17 protein-coding genes and 1 riboswitch are annotated in these 15,650 nt (G+C 66.7%); of the genes, 13 read left to right on the top strand and 4 right to left on the bottom strand.

Features of this window, described 5'->3' with window-relative positions; all coding sequences use genetic code 11:
• Nucleotides 1–343: 343 nt before the first annotated feature.
• From rpmH to AC099J_RS00570, 6 genes are all read left to right on the top strand, one after another.
• The gene (gene rpmH, locus AC099J_RS00595) at nucleotides 344–478 is read left to right on the top strand and encodes a 50S ribosomal protein L34 (protein ID WP_056179658.1); all 135 of its coding nucleotides are present in this window, start codon (nucleotides 344–346) and stop codon (nucleotides 476–478) included.
• Between the two features lie 73 nt (nucleotides 479–551).
• The gene (locus tag AC099J_RS00590; RefSeq protein WP_479613253.1) at nucleotides 552–941 is read left to right on the top strand and encodes a ribonuclease P protein component; all 390 of its coding nucleotides are present in this window, start codon (nucleotides 552–554) and stop codon (nucleotides 939–941) included.
• A complete protein-coding gene (yidD, locus tag AC099J_RS00585) occupies nucleotides 938–1,198 on the top strand; it encodes a membrane protein insertion efficiency factor YidD (protein ID WP_479613252.1) in 261 nt (86 codons plus the stop codon). The genes AC099J_RS00590 and yidD overlap by 4 nt, the downstream gene beginning before the upstream one ends.
• Nucleotides 1,199–1,204: 6 nt before the next feature.
• A complete protein-coding gene (yidC, locus tag AC099J_RS00580) occupies nucleotides 1,205–2,905 on the top strand; it encodes a membrane protein insertase YidC (protein ID WP_479613251.1) in 1,701 nt (566 codons plus the stop codon).
• Nucleotides 2,906–2,981: 76 nt separating this feature from the next.
• Nucleotides 2,982–4,361 (top strand): tRNA uridine-5-carboxymethylaminomethyl(34) synthesis GTPase MnmE, encoded by a 1,380-nt coding sequence (gene mnmE / locus AC099J_RS00575; RefSeq protein WP_479613250.1) that lies wholly within the window; start codon nucleotides 2,982–2,984, stop codon nucleotides 4,359–4,361.
• Between the two features lie 14 nt (nucleotides 4,362–4,375).
• Entirely contained in the window at nucleotides 4,376–4,864 is a 489-nt protein-coding gene (locus AC099J_RS00570; protein ID WP_479613249.1) for a Crp/Fnr family transcriptional regulator, read from the top strand.
• A gap of 99 nt (nucleotides 4,865–4,963) precedes the next feature.
• On the opposite strand, the gene AC099J_RS00565 is transcribed toward AC099J_RS00570, so the two are convergent.
• Entirely contained in the window at nucleotides 4,964–6,949 is a 1,986-nt protein-coding gene (locus tag AC099J_RS00565) for a monovalent cation:proton antiporter family protein (protein ID WP_479613248.1), read from the bottom strand.
• Nucleotides 6,950–7,035: 86 nt separating this feature from the next.
• Here AC099J_RS00565 and AC099J_RS00560 point away from each other — a divergent pair, with 86 nt between their 5' ends.
• From AC099J_RS00560 to AC099J_RS00545, 4 genes are read left to right on the top strand one after another with little or no spacing between them, the layout of a single operon-like run.
• The gene (locus AC099J_RS00560) at nucleotides 7,036–8,034 is read left to right on the top strand and encodes a KpsF/GutQ family sugar-phosphate isomerase (RefSeq protein WP_479613247.1); all 999 of its coding nucleotides are present in this window, start codon (nucleotides 7,036–7,038) and stop codon (nucleotides 8,032–8,034) included.
• Nucleotides 8,034–8,606: a KdsC family phosphatase gene (locus AC099J_RS00555; RefSeq protein ID WP_479613246.1), complete on the top strand. Its 573-nt coding sequence runs from the start codon at nucleotides 8,034–8,036 to the stop codon at nucleotides 8,604–8,606. The genes AC099J_RS00560 and AC099J_RS00555 overlap by 1 nt, the downstream gene beginning before the upstream one ends.
• 41 nt (nucleotides 8,607–8,647) lie before the next feature.
• Nucleotides 8,648–9,232 carry an LPS export ABC transporter periplasmic protein LptC gene (gene lptC / locus AC099J_RS00550; protein WP_479613809.1) on the top strand — a complete coding sequence of 195 codons (585 nt, stop codon included), beginning with the start codon at nucleotides 8,648–8,650 and terminating at the stop codon, nucleotides 9,230–9,232.
• Complete coding sequence (locus AC099J_RS00545) at nucleotides 9,229–10,008, top strand: SDR family oxidoreductase (RefSeq protein WP_479613245.1); 780 nt, start codon at nucleotides 9,229–9,231, stop codon at nucleotides 10,006–10,008. Before lptC ends, AC099J_RS00545 begins: the two co-directional genes overlap by 4 nt.
• Before the next feature lie 88 nt (nucleotides 10,009–10,096).
• Here AC099J_RS00545 and AC099J_RS00540 read toward each other — a convergent pair whose 3' ends face one another.
• Together AC099J_RS00540 and AC099J_RS00535 are read right to left on the bottom strand one after the other, a co-directional pair.
• The gene (locus AC099J_RS00540) at nucleotides 10,097–10,639 is read right to left on the bottom strand and encodes an RNA recognition motif domain-containing protein (RefSeq protein ID WP_479613244.1); all 543 of its coding nucleotides are present in this window, start codon (nucleotides 10,637–10,639) and stop codon (nucleotides 10,097–10,099) included.
• Nucleotides 10,640–10,887: 248 nt separating this feature from the next.
• A complete protein-coding gene (locus AC099J_RS00535; RefSeq protein WP_479613243.1) occupies nucleotides 10,888–11,268 on the bottom strand; it encodes an RNA recognition motif domain-containing protein in 381 nt (126 codons plus the stop codon).
• Nucleotides 11,269–11,518: 250 nt separating this feature from the next.
• A riboswitch (yybP-ykoY riboswitch) is annotated at nucleotides 11,519–11,733 on the top strand.
• A 10-nt stretch (nucleotides 11,734–11,743) separates the two neighbouring features.
• On the opposite strand from AC099J_RS00535, the gene AC099J_RS00530 reads away from it, so the two are divergent.
• The 3 genes from AC099J_RS00530 (at nucleotide 11,744) to metW (ending at nucleotide 14,217) form a co-directional block, all read left to right on the top strand.
• Nucleotides 11,744–12,307 carry a TMEM165/GDT1 family protein gene (locus AC099J_RS00530; protein WP_479613242.1) on the top strand — a complete coding sequence of 188 codons (564 nt, stop codon included), beginning with the start codon at nucleotides 11,744–11,746 and terminating at the stop codon, nucleotides 12,305–12,307.
• Nucleotides 12,308–12,439: 132 nt separating this feature from the next.
• Entirely contained in the window at nucleotides 12,440–13,573 is a 1,134-nt protein-coding gene (gene metX / locus AC099J_RS00525) for a homoserine O-succinyltransferase MetX (protein ID WP_479613241.1), read from the top strand.
• Nucleotides 13,574–13,632: 59 nt separating this feature from the next.
• Nucleotides 13,633–14,217 carry a methionine biosynthesis protein MetW gene (gene metW / locus AC099J_RS00520; RefSeq protein WP_479613808.1) on the top strand — a complete coding sequence of 195 codons (585 nt, stop codon included), beginning with the start codon at nucleotides 13,633–13,635 and terminating at the stop codon, nucleotides 14,215–14,217.
• Nucleotides 14,218–14,277: 60 nt separating this feature from the next.
• Here metW and aptA read toward each other — a convergent pair whose 3' ends face one another.
• Entirely contained in the window at nucleotides 14,278–15,627 is a 1,350-nt protein-coding gene (aptA, locus tag AC099J_RS00515) for an omega-aminotransferase AptA (RefSeq protein WP_479613240.1), read from the bottom strand.
• Nucleotides 15,628–15,650: the final 23 nt, after the last annotated feature.

Raw genomic sequence — 15,650 nt, 5'->3', positions numbered from 1 at the left:
TTTGTGGGGTATTTGTCCACAAGCGCAGGGAGATGCCGTGCGCCAGGTCACCGGGCACGCGAACGCCCTCGCGGATCCGGGCGTCCGGACCCCTCGCGATGGGCACGACTTGCCCCGGCGCGTTTTTTGGCGATAATCGCGAGTTCCCCTGAGTTAGGCCAGTTGACGCCGCGCGCGTCTCAAGCCGGATTGATCCGGTTCATGCGCGCGGGCGGACTTGGCTGAGGGTGCGGATCTGGCAGCTGCCGTGAGTAGCTGCCATCAACCAATACAAGTGGTTGCGGCACCAGACCTGTGGTCCCCATGCGGGCAATCCCGCCGAACTGATTTCCAAGGAAGTGACATGAAACGCACCTATCAACCCTCCAAGATCCGCCGTGCGCGCACGCACGGTTTCCTGGCGCGCATGAAGACGCGCGGCGGCCGCGCTGTGATCAACGCGCGACGTGCCAAGGGCCGCAAGCGCCTGGCAGTCTGACTCTGCAGCGGGCGCCCTTCATCTCGACGGCGCGCCCCATGCCTGGTTCCCAGATTCTCCGGACCCTGCCGCAGTGCAGCGACTCAAGACGCGCGCGCAGTTTCAGGCCGTGATGGCCGGCAGTACGGTTTCCCGGACCACCCATTTCGCCTTGCATCGGGTCGCGCTGACCCAGCCGTCCGTGCCTGCGCCTGAAGTTCCGCTCTTGTTCAGCCCTGATGACGTCTGGGTGGGTGTGCTGCTGCCCAAACGTTGGGCGCGCCGTGCGGTGACTCGCAACGCCATCCGTCGGCAGATCTACGCCGTGTGCGATGCACATCGCGGCACGCTGCCGCATGCGGCGCATGTGGTGCGCCTGCGCAGCACGTTCGATCGCAAACTGTTCATCAGCGCCACTTCGGCACAGCTGAAGCAGGCGGTGCGGGCTGAGCTTGAACAACTGGTCCGCAGGGCCGCCGCATGATCCGCAGCGCCTTCATTGCGCTGGTACGCGGCTACAAGCTGCTGCTCAGCCCATGGCTCGGTTCATCCTGCCGGTTCGAACCCACTTGCTCCAGCTACGCGATCGAGGCACTTCAGCGCCACGGTGCCGGCGCTGGAAGCTACCTTACACTGCGCCGGCTTGCCCGCTGCCACCCCTGGTGCGACGGCGGCCACGATGCCGTGCCACGGCAGCGCCCCCGCCTTTTTGGCCGGCATCTCTCGTCATCTTCCGACTAGTCCTCCATGAACGATATCCGCCGAACCATCCTCTGGGTGATCTTTGGTTTTTCCCTGGTGATGCTGTGGGACAAGTGGCAAGTCCACAACGGTCGCCAAGCCACGTTCTTCCCCATGCCGGTGGCTACAGCCCCGGCGGCCTCGGCACCGGGTGCGCCCGCGTTGGCCACCAGCAGTGCCGTGCCGCCGGTGGCGGTCGCGCCTGCTGTGTCGGGTGCCGGCCAGGTGCCAGGCGCCGCACCAGCGGCCGCGGCGGCATCGCGTGAGCGCTTTGAAGCCAGCAACGATGTGCTCAAGCTTACGTTTGATACGGAGGGCGGATCGGTGGTCAAGGCCGAGTTGCTCAAGAGCCTGGAACTTGACGACCGCACGCGCAGCTTCGTGCTGTTGGACGACAGCCCGGCCCGCGTCTACCTGGCCCAGACCGGTCTGATCGGTGCAGCGTCGCTGCCCAACCACACGACCGTCATGACCCCTGTGGCCGGCCCGCGCGCCTTGGCCGACGGCAGCGACGCTGTGACCGTGAGGTTCGAGTCCCCCGAGACGGGCGGCGTGAAGCTGGTGAAAACCTACACGCTGCAGCGCGGCTCCTACGCCGTGAGCGTCAAGCACGAGGTGATGAACACGGGCGCTGCAGCCCTGACGCCGCAGCTGTACATGCAGCTGGTGCGCGATGGCAACAAGCCGCCCGGCGAGTCCGCCTTCTACTCCACGTTCACGGGCCCGGCCGTCTACACCGAGGCGAAGAAGTACCAGAAGATCGAGTTCTCCGACATCGAGAAGGGCAAGGCCGAATTCGACAAAGCCGCGTCCAACGGCTACGTGGCGATGGTGCAGCACTATTTCGCCAGCGCCTGGCTGCTGGGCGACGGGATCGCCCGTGACCTGTTCGCGCGCAAGGTGTCGAACAACCTCTACGCGGTCGGCATGATCACGACGCTGCCGGCGGTCGCGCCCGGCACCACGGCCGCTGTGGAGTCTCGCTTGTTCATGGGTCCGCAGGAAGAAAAGGTGCTGGAGTCTCTGGCGCCTGGCCTGGAACTCGTCAAGGACTACGGTTGGCTGACGATCCTGGCCAAGCCGCTGTACTGGCTGCTCGACAAGCTGCACAGCTTCATTCAGAACTGGGGCTGGTCCATCGTCGCCCTGGTGGTGCTGCTGAAGATCGCGTTCTACTGGCTCAATGCCAAGGCCTACGCCAGCATGGCCAAGATGAAGGCGGTGAACCCGCGCATCATGGAAATGCGTGAGCGTCTGAAGGACAAGCCGCAGGAAATGCAGCAGGCCATGATGAAGATGTACAAGGAAGAGAAGATCAATCCGCTGGGCGGCTGCTTCCCGATCATGGTGCAGATCCCGGTGTTCATTGCGCTGTACTGGGTGCTGCTGTCCAGCGTGGAAATGCGTGGCGCGCCATGGATGCTGTGGATCAAGGATTTGTCCGCACCTGATCCTTACTACCTGCTGCCGGTGATCATGACCGTGACGACGATGTTGCAGACGGCCCTGAACCCGGCCCCGCCGGACCCGATGCAGGCCAAGCTGATGTGGTTCATGCCGTTGGCGTTCTCGGTGATGTTCTTCTTCTTCCCGTCCGGCCTGGTGCTGTACTGGATCACGAACAACATCTTGTCGATCGTGCAGCAGTGGGTCATCAACACCCGCATGGGCGTGCCGCCGCAGTTCAATTTGCCCAAGTTCTCCTGAACGTTGCCCGACAGGGTGCCAAGAGGGCCGCGTGAGCGGCCTTTTTTCATGGGCCCATCGCGTTACATTGCGCTACATGCCCGCTTCACCGAACGACCCCATCGTCGCCATCGCGACCGCCGCCGGCCGCGGTGCGGTGGGCATCCTGCGCGTGTCCGGGCGCGATGTGTCCAGCATCGTGCAGGCCCTGTGCGCGCGCCCTCTGAGGCCGCGCGAAGCGACCTACCTGCCGTTTCGTGACGCGCATGGCGAGGCCATCGACCAGGGGCTGGCGCTGCACTTCCCCGCGCCGCACAGCTACACGGGCGAAGACGTGCTGGAACTGCAGGCACATGGCGGCCCGGTGGTGCTGCAGCTGCTGCTCGCACGTTGCCTGCAGGCCGGCGCCGACATCGGCTTGCGGCCGGCCGAGCCGGGCGAGTTCACCCAGCGTGCCTTTCTGAACGACAAGCTGGACCTGGCGCAGGCCGAGGCCGTGGCCGACCTGATCGATGCCAGCACCGAAGCGGCCGCGCGCGGCGCAAGCCGGTCGCTGGCCGGAGAGTTCTCGCAACAGGTCGAGGGCTTGCGCGAACGCTTGGTGCACCTGCGCATGCTGGTCGAGGCGACGCTGGATTTCCCCGAGGAGGACATCGATTTCCTGCGCAAGGCCGATGCGCAGGGCCAGGTCGAGGGCCTGCAGCGGCAGCTGGCCGAGGTCATGCAGCGCACCCGCCAGGGCGCGCTGCTGCGCGAAGGCATCAAGGTGGTGATCGCCGGCCAGCCCAATGCCGGCAAATCGTCGCTGCTCAACGCGTTGGCGGGGGCCGAACTGGCCATCGTCACGCCGATCGCCGGCACCACGCGCGACAAGGTGGTGCAGGCCATCCAGATCGAGGGCGTGCCTGTCCACATCGTTGACACGGCCGGGCTGCGTGACAGCGACGACCTGGTCGAGCGCATCGGTATCGCGCGCGCCTGGGACGAGATTGCCGTCGCCGACGCGGTGCTGTTCCTGCATGACCTCGTCCGGGTCGCCGATCCGCAGGCGCAACAGGCCGACGCCGCCATCGCCGCCACCTTGGCGCAGCGCCTGCCGGGCGGCGTGCCGGTGCTGCATGTCTGGAACAAGCTGGACGCGGCGCCCGCCCCAGAGACGCCGCTGGCGCAGGGCCTGCGCATGTCCGCCAAGACCGGCGAAGGTCTGGCGGCACTGCGCCACGCATTGCTGGAGATTGCCGGGTGGCAATCCATGCCCGAAGGCGTCTACCTGGCGCGCGCGCGGCATGTGCAGGCCTTGCTGCACGTCCAAACGCACCTGGATGCGGTCGCTGCGCACCTGAGCCATGGCCAGACACTGGACTTGATGGCAGAGGAATTGCGGCTCGCGCAGAATGCCTTGAACGACATCACCGGCGCCTTCGGATCGGACGATCTGCTGGGCGTCATCTTTTCCCGCTTCTGTATCGGCAAGTAGGTGCCGCGCTGTTTATGAACGCCATGCCGCCTCCCGCCCGGTTCGACATCCAGGACTTGACCAACGCGATCGCCCAGTCCCGGCTCGATGACGCACTGCTGCTGCAGCTGACCGCTTCGCAATGGCAGGTGCTGGCGCCGTACCTGCAACCGCTCGCTCTGGCAGCCGGCCAGATGCTGTTCAAGCAGGGGGCGGCTGACCGCACGCTCTACCTGATCGAGAGCGGCAATCTCAGCGTGCACTACGAAGATGAACAAGGCGAGATACGGCTTGCCATCGTCGGCGCGGGGACGGCGATCGGAGAAGGCAGCTTCTTTTCCCGCGCACCGCGCAGCGCGACGGTGCAGGCCGGCATGCCGGCGCGGCTGTGGTGCCTGTCGCCGCTGCGCTTCGGCGAGCTGACCAACCGCCAGCCAGAACTGGCGCTGGCGGTGGCCATGGCGGCCGGCGCCGTGGTGGCCAAGCGGCTGGCCAACCGCCGTCGGCGCGATGCCGTGACCTGAACGGCGGCGCGCGTGCCGCCCTGTCATTGGCTGCACGCCACACACCACAGGCCGCACGTCACACGCGGCCGGCACGGTCCGCGGCAATGCGGGCCTGGATCAGCCCTTCAGCAGCTTCTCCTCACCCAACGACAGCGCCTCGGCTTTGCCCGATAGCACGACGGTATCGCCATCTTCCAGTACGGTCGCGTCCACCGGCGGCACCGGCGTGCCGTTCTGGCGGCGCAGGCTGACGACGCGCACGCCCACGGCATGCAGTGCCAAATGGCCCAGCGGCTTGCCCAGTGAGCGCGAGCCGATGGTCAGGCTGACGCTGGCCAGGCGCTCCTGGTCAAGCTCGTCCAGTCCATCGTCATCGGCGCCGCGAAAGTAACCGCGCAGCAGGTTGTAGCGCGCGTCACGCTGATCCTGCACCACACGGATGACCCGCCGCATCGGCACGCCCACCAGCGCCAGCGCGTGGCTGGCCAGCATCAACGACCCCTCGATGGCCTCGGGCACGACCTCGGTGGCCCCCGCGTGTTGCAGGCGCTCGAGGTCGTGGTCGTCGTGCGTGCGCACGATCACGGGCACCTGCGGCGCATGGGCGCGGATGTTGGCCAGCACTTTCAGTGCGCCGGGCGTGTCGTGGTAGGTGACGACCACCGCGCTGGCCCGCGCCAGGCCGGCCGCCATCATGGCCTGCAGCCGCGCGGCGTCTCCGAAGACCACGGAGTCCCCGGCCTTGGCGGCCTGGCGCACGCGGTCCGGATCCAGGTCCAGCGCCATGTAGGGAATGGCCTCGCGCTCCAGCATGCGCGCCAGGTTCTGACCGCTGCGGCCGTAGCCGCAGATGATCACGTGCTTGTTGGCGTTGATGGACTTGCGCGCGATGTTGGTCATCTGCAGTGACTGCTGCAGCCAGTCGCTGCTGACGAACCGCGTGACCAGGGCGTTGCTGTACATGATGATGAAGGGTGTGGCCAGCATCGACAGCACCATGCTGGCCAGAATCGGGTTCAGCAAGGCCGGCGGCACAAGGCCGCTGTCCTCGGCCAGCGTCAGCAGCACGAAGCCGAACTCGCCCGCCTGCGCCAGGTACAGGCCGGTGCGCAGCGACACGCCGGCCGACGCGCCGAACGCCCGGGCCAGCGCCGCGATCATGACCAGCTTGAACGCCACCGGCACAGTGAGCATCAGCAGCACCAGGGGCCAGCGTTCCAGCACCAGCCGCCAGTCCAGCATCATGCCGATGGTGATGAAGAACAGCCCCAGCAGCACATCGTGGAACGGACGGATGTCGGTCTCCACCTGGTGCTTGTATTCCGTCTCTGAAATCAGCATGCCGGCGATGAATGCGCCCAGCGCCAGGCTCAGCCCCGCCAGCTCCGTCAGCCAGGCCAGCCCCAGCGTGATGAGCAGCAGGTTCAGCACGAACAGCTCTTCGCTCTTGCGCCGCGCCACCAGCGTCAGCCACCAGCGCATCGCCTTCTGGCCGCCCACCAGCAGCACGGTGATGACCAGCGTGGCCTTCAACGTCGCCACCGCAATGGCCATCAGCAGCGTTTCAGCGGACGCGCCCAGCGCCGGGATGATGACCAGCAGCGGCACCACGGCCAGGTCCTGGAACAGCAGCACGCCCATGACGCGCTTGCCATGCTCCGAATCCATCTCCAGCCGCTCGGCCATGAGCTTGACGACGATGGCCGTGCTGCTCATGGCCACGGCACCCGACAGCGCCAACGCCGTTTGCCAGGACATATCCCACCAGCGCGGTGCAACGGCGGCCAGCGCCAGCGAGAACGCGGTAGCGCCCACGATCGTCAGCACCACCTGGAACAGCCCCAGGCCGAACACGTGACGGCGCATGGCGCGCAGCTTTGGCAGGCTGAACTCCAAGCCGATGACGAACATCAGGAACACCACGCCGAATTCGCCCAGGTGCTTGACGCTGGTGGAGTTCTGCGCCAGCGCGAGAGCGTTGGGTCCGATCAGCACACCGACAAAGAGGTAGCCCAGCATCGGCGGCAGCTTCAGGAACCGGAACAGCACCACGCCCATGACCGCCGCCATCAGGTAGATGAGCGTAAGTTCCAGCGAGGTCATGGCGTCCATCCTAATCGCGCAAGGCGCGGCGGCAGCCCTCCTTTCGCCCTCGCGCCGGCTGCGGGCCCGTCGATAGAATCCGGCGCATGAAGCAACCCCCAGGGCAGGCTGTGCCCGTCAATGCGGCGCAAGTGATCGACCATGCGCGCGCCACGCTGGACATCGAGGCCTCGGCTCTGCTGGGCTTGAAGAGCCGCATCGGCGATGGTTTCGTGCGCGCTGTGCAGCGCATCCTGGCGCTGCAGGGCCGTGTCGTCGTGATGGGAATGGGCAAAAGCGGCCACATCGGCCGCAAGATCGCGGCAACGCTGGCCTCCACCGGCACGCCGGCCCTGTTCGTACACCCGGCCGAGGCCAGCCATGGCGACCTGGGCATGGTGACCGGGCAGGACCTGGTGCTGGCCATCTCCAACAGCGGCGAAAGCGAAGAGCTCAACCTGATTCTGCCGGTGCTCAAGCGCCAGGGCGTGCCGCTGGTGGTGATCACCGGGGGGCTGCAGTCGACGCTGGCGCGCCATGCCGACGCGGTGCTGGACAGCGGCGTCGAGAAAGAGGCCTGCCCGCTGAATCTGGCGCCCACGGCCAGCAGCACGGCACAACTGGCATTGGGCGATGCGCTGGCCGTCGCGCTGCTGGAGCTGCGTGGCTTCAAGGCTGAGGATTTCGCCCGCTCGCACCCCGGCGGGGCGCTGGGTCGGCGCCTGCTGACACATGTCAGCGATGTGATGCGGGGTGGTGACGACATTCCGGCCGTTGGGCCGTCGACGCCGCTGGCTGACATGATGCGCGAGATGAGCGCCAAGGGCGGCATCACTGCCATCGTCGACGACACCCGTCATGTGCTGGGCGTGTTCACCGATGGCGACCTGCGCCGCCTCGTTGTGCAAGGTGCCGACTTGCGTGCCGTGCGCGCCGACGACGTGATGCACCGCCGCCCGCGCAGCATCCGGCCCGATGCGCTGGCCGTGGAAGCGGTGGAGCTGATGGAGGAGCACCGCATCACGTCGGTGCTGGTGCTGGATGCGGCCGGCGTCCTGGTGGGCGTGGTGCACATCGGCGACCTGATGCGCGCCAAGGTGATCTGATGCATCTACCAGTGTTGCACCACCCACCCGAGCTGCTGTTGCGTGGGCAGGACGTGCGCGTCGCCTTTTTCGACGTCGACGGCGTGCTGACGGATGGCGGCATCTACATCAGCGAACTGCCGGCTACCGACGCGCGCGGCGCGGCCGAAATCTTCAAGCGCTTCCATACGCTCGATGGGCTGGGCCTGAAGCTGCTGATGGCGGCCGGCATCACGCCGGCGATCGTCACCGGTCGCGATTCGGTGGCGCTGCGCACCCGCTTGAACGCCCTGGGCATCGTGCATGCCCGCTTCGGCACCGAAGACAAGCTGCCCGCCGCCACCGAGATCCTGGGGCAGCTGGGGCTGGAGTGGCACCAGGCCGCCACCATCGGCGACGACTGGCCCGACCTGCCGCTGCTCACGCGCAGCGCACTGGCCTGCGCACCGCCGCAAGCCCATGTCGAGGTGCGTGCGGCCGTGCATCACGTGACCACGGCGGCCGGCGGCCACGGCGCGGCCCGTGAGTTCTGCGACCTGCTGCTCACGGCCACCGGCCATTACGCCGCGCTGCTGGCGGAGTATCGGCGTTGAAGTTCCCTAGCGCGCTGCGCGACGGGTGGGAACGGCTGTCGATGTATCTGCCCGTCGCCCTGATGGCCGTGCTGGCGCTGGGCACGTACTGGCTGGTGCGCAATGCCCCCAGCCTCGTCACACCCGACGCTGCGCGACCGGTCCAGCACGACCCCGACTATTTCATGCAGGACTTCACGGTCAAGACCTTCGACGCGGCCGGCAAGCTCAAGAGCGAAATCCAGGGCGAACAGGCGCGCCACTACCCCGATACGGACACGCTGGAAATCGACAAGGCCAGGATCCGCTCGCTCGATGCGCAAGGGCATGTGACGCTGTCCACGGCGAACCGAGCGCTGTCCAATGCCGACGGCTCGGAGATCCAACTGTTCGGCAACGCCATCGTCGTGCGCGAATCGGTCAAGGATGCTTCCGGCCGCCTGTTGCCTCGGTTGGAGCTGCGCAGCGAGTTCCTGCACGCGTACTCCAACGTCGAGCGTGTGCGCACGCACTTGCCAGTCGTCATGACCCGGGGCAACGACCGCTTCACCGGCAGCAGCATGGACTACGACAACCTGGACCGCGTGCTGCAACTCGAAGGCCGGGTGCGCGGCCTGGTGACGGGCCGAACGGGCGCGACCCAATGAAAGCCCCGCTGGCGTTCATCACCGGCGCCTCCAGCGGCATCGGACAGGCCATGGCACTGCGCTTCTACCAAGCGGGCTACGCGCTGGCGCTGGTGGCGCGGCGCACCGCCGAGATCGAGCGCTGGCGCGACGCGCAGGGCCTGGACATCGCCCGCGTCGGCATTTACCAGGCCGACGTGGCCGAGCCAGAATCGATCATGGATGTCGGCCTGGCCTGCATCGAGCGACAAGGCCTTGCTGATGTGGTGATCGCCAATGCCGGCATCAGCATCGGCGTCGACACCGCCATCCGCGACGACATTGCCGTCTTGGCGCGCATCCTCGCCGTCAACAACGTGGGCATGGCCGCCACGTTCCAGCCCTTCATCGCCCCGATGCGCGCACGTCGCAGTGGCACGCTGGTCGGCATTGGTAGCGTTGCCGGCATCCGTGGGCTGCCGGGACACGGGGGCTACTGCGCCAGCAAGGCTGGCGTCATCGGCTACTGCGAAAGCCTGCGCGGAGAACTGAGGTCCGATGGCGTGCGCGTCGTGACCCTGTGCCCCGGCTATATCGACACACCGCTGACGCGCAAGAACAAATATGGCATGCCGTTCTTGATGCACGCCGACCGCTTCGCCGACAAGGCGCTGGCCGCCATCGAGGCCGGCGACAGCTACCGCGTCATCCCCTGGCAGATGGGTGTTGTCGCCAAGCTGATGCGCGCGTTGCCAAACGCCGTGTTCGACCGGCTACTGGTCGGCCGCGCCCGCAAACCGCGCAACGTCGAAGGGTAATCAGCCAGCGCTGGCACCCTGACGCGCCAGGCAGACAACAAAAAAGGCTCCGAGGAGCCTTCTGTTGTGTGCGTGCGAGACGCCTGGATCAGTAGCCGCCTCGACCGCCGCCGCTTCCGCCGCCACCGCCGCTACCGCCACGTGGGCCGGAGCCGTAGGGGCTGCGAAAGCCACCATCGCCACCGCCACCACCGCTGCGACCACCGCCGCCGCCGCCGTAACCACCGCCGCCACCGCTGCGGCCACCACCGCCGCCGCCGTAACCGCCACCACCGCCGCTACCGCCGCTACCGCCGCCGCCGTAGCCACCGCCACCACCGCTGCTGCCGCCACCGCCGTAGCCACCGCCGCCACCGTAGCCACCGCTACGAGGAGGACGCGCTTCCATTGGACGCGCTTCGTTGACCACGCAGCTTCGGCCACCCAGGGACTGGCCATTCATGCCGCTGATGGCCGCTTGCGCTTCCGCATCGTTTCCCATCTCGACAAAGCCGAACCCCTTGGATCGGCCCGTGTCGCGCTCCATCATGACCTTGGCGCTGGTCACGGTGCCGAACTGGCTGAATGATTGCTCCAGATCGCTATCGCGAACCGAGTAAGGCAGGTTGCCGACGTACAGTTTGTTGCCCATTGAAGGGACTCCTCAAAAACACATTGAACAAGCGATGGAGTCCCGAAAACGCAATCTGCAGAACTCAAGGACGCGAAACTGACCGACACCGCAACACGCGTGGACTTTCGACCCACGCCGTCTCATTATGCGTGCAGATCTCAAAGAATCACAAATGACCTGAAAATTTTAAGCGTCAAACGGACGAATCTGTGTTTGAACAACGTGTCCATCCACCTTCGCCCGTCGACGCATCTGGCCTGGTCCGATCAGTAGTTGCTGCGGCCACTGCCACCGCCGCCGTAACCACCGCCGCTGTTGCCGCCGCCGCCATAACCGCCGCCACCGCCGCCGTAGCCACCACCACCACCGCCGTAGCCGCCGGTGCGAGGCGGGCGCGCTTCCATCGGGCGAGCCTCGTTGACCACCAGAGCACGTCCACCCACGCTGTGGCCGTTCATACCGGCGATGGCAGCCTGCGCTTCCGCGTCGTTGCCCATCTCGACGAAACCGAACCCCTTGGAGCGGCCGGTATCACGTTCCATCATCACCCGTGCACTGGTGATGCTGCCAAAGGCGCTGAACGCCTCGTGCATGTCATCGTCACGGAACGAATAGGGCAGGTTGCCCACATAAAGTTTGTTGCCCACGCGGCACTCCTCTAAAAAACTCACAACGCGATGGAGCCTCTAAGCCGCAATCCGCACCAACACGAACTTTCCGCAGACCCGATCCGACTTGACACCGCACACTTTTTGCGCCGCGAACCTCGCGGCGGCGGGGCATTATGAGCGCATCTGCACGAAATTTGAGCGAGTGATCGCTAGGGAAAACGCGAGAAATGTCGCCAATGAGCCGGGCGTGCTGACAGCGCAGCGTCAGTGTCGGCTGCTATATTCGCGGCCTGTCTTTGGGGAGTAGCCACCCTCCGATCTGCGAGAGGGGCTTGCGTCAACACACTTGTTCGGCCAGCCGGTTCGCCGGCGTCGCCGACATGGCGCAAGTGGTCAGCCGACGCTCTAGCGGCGTCAGCGGATTCAGCGAGACCTTTGACTGCGCAGCCCCTGCCACGCCGGGAGGGCTGTCGTGGTCATCGGTTTCCGATCCCGGCTGAAGTACTCGTACATGGAAGCTTTTCTCATCTCCACCGGCATCGTCGCGCTCGCCGAAATGGGCGACAAGACGCAGTTGCTCGCCCTGGTGCTCGCCGCCCGTTTTCGCAAACCTTGGCCCATCGTGGCCGGCATCCTGGTCGCCACGCTCGCCAACCACGCGGCGGCTGGCGCCGTCGGCGCGTGGATCCAGGCCCAGCTGGGGCCATCGGTGCTGCGCACCGTGCTCGGCATCTCCTTCCTGGCCATGGCCGCGTGGATGCTGGTGCCGGACAAGCTGGACGCCGACGCCGGGCAGCAAGCACCGAAGTTCGGCGTCTTCGGCACGACGCTGATCCTGTTCTTCCTGGCCGAGATCGGCGACAAGACCCAGATCGCCACCGTGATGCTGGCCGCGCGCTACGACGCTGCGCTGGTCTGGGTCGTGGGCGGCACCACGCTGGGCATGATGCTGGCCAATGCGCCCGTGGTCTGGCTGGGCGAGAAGGTCACGCGCCTGGTGCCGCTGCGCGTGGTGCACCTCGTTTCGGCCGCGATCTTCGCCGTGCTGGGCATCGCGGCCCTGTGGACGGCGTAGCTATACTGCCAGCCCTGCGCCGATTTGCTCCAGATTGCGGGCGCCGGAACCACCGAGTTCCGAAGTACAGCTAAAGGCGGACGCCAGCCCGGCTTCGTGTTTAGCGCGCCGGGTTTTTCTTTGTTGGTGTCCATGAGCCTGATCGCGGTTTCCCAATCCATGTCGTTCGCGCCTGCGCTGCCGCTGCAGAGCGGCGCGTCCATCCGCGACTACGCGCTGAGCTTCGAGACCTACGGCACGCTGAACGCGGACAAGAGCAACGCCGTGCTGATCTGCCACGCGCTGAATGCCTCGCACCATGTGGCCGGCAGCTACGAGGGCCAGCCCAAGTCCGAAGGCTGGTGGGACAACATGATCGGCCCGGGCAAGCCGGTCGACACCGACCGCTTCTTCGTCATCGGCGTGAACAACCTGGGCTCGTGTTTCGGCTCCACCGGCCCGATGCACACGAACCCGGACACAGGCCGCATCTACGGCGCGGATTTTCCGGTCGTCACGGTCGAAGACTGGGTCGACGCCCAGGCCCGCCTGCTGGACGCACTGGGCATCCGCCAACTGGCGGCCGTGATGGGCGGCAGCCTGGGCGGCATGCAGGCGCTGTGCTGGAGCCTGCGCTTTCCCGAGCGCGTGCGCCATGCCGTCGTCGTGGCGAGCGCGCCCAACCTCACGGCCGAGAACATCGCCTTCAACGAAGTGGCGCGCCGCGCGATCGTGACCGACCCGGACTTCCACGGCGGCCACTTCTACGCGCACGGTGTGATCCCGCAACGCGGCCTGCGCATCGCCCGCATGATTGGCCACATCACCTACCTCAGCGACAACGTCATGAACGAGAAGTTCGGCCGGCAACTGCGCGAGGGCATCGACCTGAAATACAGCACCCAGGACGTCGAGTTCCAGATCGAGAGTTACCTGCGCTACCAGGGCGACAAGTTCAGCGAATATTTCGACGCCAACACCTACCTGTTGATCACCCGCGCGCTGGACTACTTCGACCCGGCCCGCCCGCACGGCGGCAACCTGGCCCAGGCGCTTGCGCAGGCGCAGGCGAAATTTCTGCTCGTCAGTTTTACGACCGACTGGCGCTTTGCCCCCGCGCGCAGCCGCGAGATCGTGCAGGCCCTGCTCGATAACCGGCGCTCGGTCAGCTACGCCGAGATCGACGCGCCGCATGGTCACGACGCATTCCTGCTCGACGACACGCGCTACATGGGCGTGGTGCGCGCCTACTTCGATCGCATTGCCCACGAAGGGGCCGCTGCATGAGCGCCGCGCCGGGCCGCCCCAAGCAAGCTCGCACCGCAGGCGGAGCCGAAGGTACCCCAGTGACCGACCGGGCGACCATGGAAACCATCGCGCGTCTGGTGCCCGAGGGCGCGCGCGTGCTCGACCTGGGCTGCGGCGACGGCGCGCTGCTGGCGCACCTGCAGGCCACGCGCCGGTGCACCGGCTACGGCATCGAGATCGCCGATGCGAACGTGCTGGCCTGCGTGCAGCGCGGCGTCGACGTGATCCAGCTGAATCTGGAAGAGGGTTTGGCGATGTTCGACGACGCCAGCTTCGACGTGGTGCTGCAGATCGACACGCTGCAGCACCTGCGCAACGCCGAAACCATGCTGCGCGAGACCGCGCGCGTCGGCCGTGCCGGCATCGTCGTGTTCCCCAACTTCGCGCACTGGCCGAACCGGCTGTCCGTGCTGCGTGGCCGCATGCCGGTGACGCGGCGCCTGCCTTACCAGTGGTATGACACGCCCAACATCCGCGTCGGCACCTTCAAGGATTTCGCATCGCTGGCGCACAAGAACGGCCTGAAGATCCTGGACGCGTTCGGCCTGCAGGCCGGCCTGGAAGTGCGCGCCTTCCCGAACGCGCGGGCCTCGACCGCGCTGTTCCGCTTCGAGCGCGGCTGAAAGCGAGAAGGGGCCAGCGGCCCCTTCTCTTGCGACTGGCGCAGCTGCGACAGGGACGCGTCAGGCCGTCTCGGCCAGCGCGTCGCCCAATGCGTTGACCAGGCGGTCGATTTCGGCCTTCTCGCTGATGAACGGCGGCGCCAGCTGGATGGTGTCGCCGCCGTAGCGCACGTAGAAGCCCTTCCTCCAGCAAGCCATGGCGATCTCGTACGGGCGCCGCGCCGGCTCGCCGGGCAGCGACGCGATCGTGAAGCCCGCAGCCAGGCCGAAGTTGCGGATGTCCGTCACGTGCTTGGCGCCCTTCAGGCTGTGCACGGCGCTCTCGAAATGCGGTGCCAGCGCGCGCACACGACCCACGCCATCTTCGGCCTGCAACAGATCCAGCGCCGCCAGGCCGGCCGCGCAGGCCACCGGGTGCGCCGAATAGGTGTAGCCATGCGGAAACTCCACCATGTACTCGGGCCCGCCTGCGGCCATGAAGGTCTCGTAGATCTCACGGCTGGCCACCACCGCGCCCAGCGGCTGCGTGCCGTTGGTCACCTGCTTGGCGATGTTCATGATGTCCGGCGTCACGCCAAACGCCTCGGCACCCGTCATCGCGCCGCAGCGGCCGAAACCGGTGATGACCTCGTCGAAGATCAACAGGATGTTGTGCGCCGTGCAGATGTCGCGCAGGCGCTGCAGATAGCCCTTGGGCGGCACCACCACGCCGGCCGAACCCGAGAACGGCTCGACGATCACCGCTGCGATGGTCGACGCATCGTGCAGCGCGATGATGTCCAGCAGCCGGTCGGCCAGCTCGGCGCCGTGCTCCGGCATGCCGCGGCTGAACGCGTTGCTGGCCAGTTGCGTGTGCGGCAGGTGGTCGGCCTCGATGGTCTGGCCGAACGCCTTGCGGTTGCCCACCATGCCGCCCACCGAGATGCCGCCGAAGTTGACACCGTGGTAGCCCTTCTCGCGGCCGATCAGCCGGGTCTTGCCGGCTTGGCCTTTGGTGCGCCAGTAGGCACGTGCCATCTTCAGCGAAGTGTCGGCCGCCTCGGAGCCCGAGCCGGTGAAGAACACGTAGTCCAGCCCGGCGGGCGTCAGGTCCTTGATCCTGTTGGCCAGCGCGAACGAGCCCGGGTGCCCGAACTGGAACGCCGGCGCGTAGTCCAGCTTGGCGATCTGCTTGCTCACCGCCTCGGTGATCTCGGCCCGGCCATGGCCCAGGCCGGCGCACCACAGGCCCGACAGGCCATCGAACACCTTGCGCCCGTCGGCATCGGTGAAATAGGCGCCTTTGGCTTCCACCACCATGCGCGGATCGGCCTTGAAGTTGCGGTTGCCGGTGAACGGCATCCAGTGCGCTTCCAGCCAGGCGGCGTCAAGGCGGGTGGTCGCGGCGGGCGTGGCGGTCAGCACAGTCATGGCGGTGTCCTTTGCAAAGTGAG

Source organism: Rhodoferax sp. RT4P68 (assembly GCF_056521305.1).
Note: the sequence above shows the minus strand (reverse complement) of the source record. Positions and strands in the feature narration are given on the sequence as shown.

Excerpts from the sequence above, each read along its gene's own strand:
- rpmH (WP_056179658.1), top strand. The coding sequence starts at position 344 with ATGAAACGCACCTATCAACCCTCCAAGATCCGCCGTGCGCGCACGCAC.
- yidD (WP_479613252.1), top strand. The coding sequence starts at position 938 with ATGATCCGCAGCGCCTTCATTGCGCTGGTACGCGGCTACAAGCTGCTG.
- yidC (WP_479613251.1), top strand. The coding sequence starts at position 1,205 with ATGAACGATATCCGCCGAACCATCCTCTGGGTGATCTTTGGTTTTTCC.
- mnmE (WP_479613250.1), top strand. The coding sequence starts at position 2,982 with ATGCCCGCTTCACCGAACGACCCCATCGTCGCCATCGCGACCGCCGCC.
- AC099J_RS00570 (WP_479613249.1), top strand. The coding sequence starts at position 4,376 with ATGAACGCCATGCCGCCTCCCGCCCGGTTCGACATCCAGGACTTGACC.
- AC099J_RS00565 (WP_479613248.1), bottom strand. The coding sequence starts at position 6,949 with ATGACCTCGCTGGAACTTACGCTCATCTACCTGATGGCGGCGGTCATG.
- AC099J_RS00560 (WP_479613247.1), top strand. The coding sequence starts at position 7,036 with ATGAAGCAACCCCCAGGGCAGGCTGTGCCCGTCAATGCGGCGCAAGTG.
- AC099J_RS00555 (WP_479613246.1), top strand. The coding sequence starts at position 8,034 with ATGCATCTACCAGTGTTGCACCACCCACCCGAGCTGCTGTTGCGTGGG.
- lptC (WP_479613809.1), top strand. The coding sequence starts at position 8,648 with ATGTATCTGCCCGTCGCCCTGATGGCCGTGCTGGCGCTGGGCACGTAC.
- AC099J_RS00545 (WP_479613245.1), top strand. The coding sequence starts at position 9,229 with ATGAAAGCCCCGCTGGCGTTCATCACCGGCGCCTCCAGCGGCATCGGA.
- AC099J_RS00540 (WP_479613244.1), bottom strand. The coding sequence starts at position 10,639 with ATGGGCAACAAACTGTACGTCGGCAACCTGCCTTACTCGGTTCGCGAT.
- AC099J_RS00530 (WP_479613242.1), top strand. The coding sequence starts at position 11,744 with ATGGAAGCTTTTCTCATCTCCACCGGCATCGTCGCGCTCGCCGAAATG.
- metX (WP_479613241.1), top strand. The coding sequence starts at position 12,440 with ATGAGCCTGATCGCGGTTTCCCAATCCATGTCGTTCGCGCCTGCGCTG.
- aptA (WP_479613240.1), bottom strand. The coding sequence starts at position 15,627 with ATGACTGTGCTGACCGCCACGCCCGCCGCGACCACCCGCCTTGACGCC.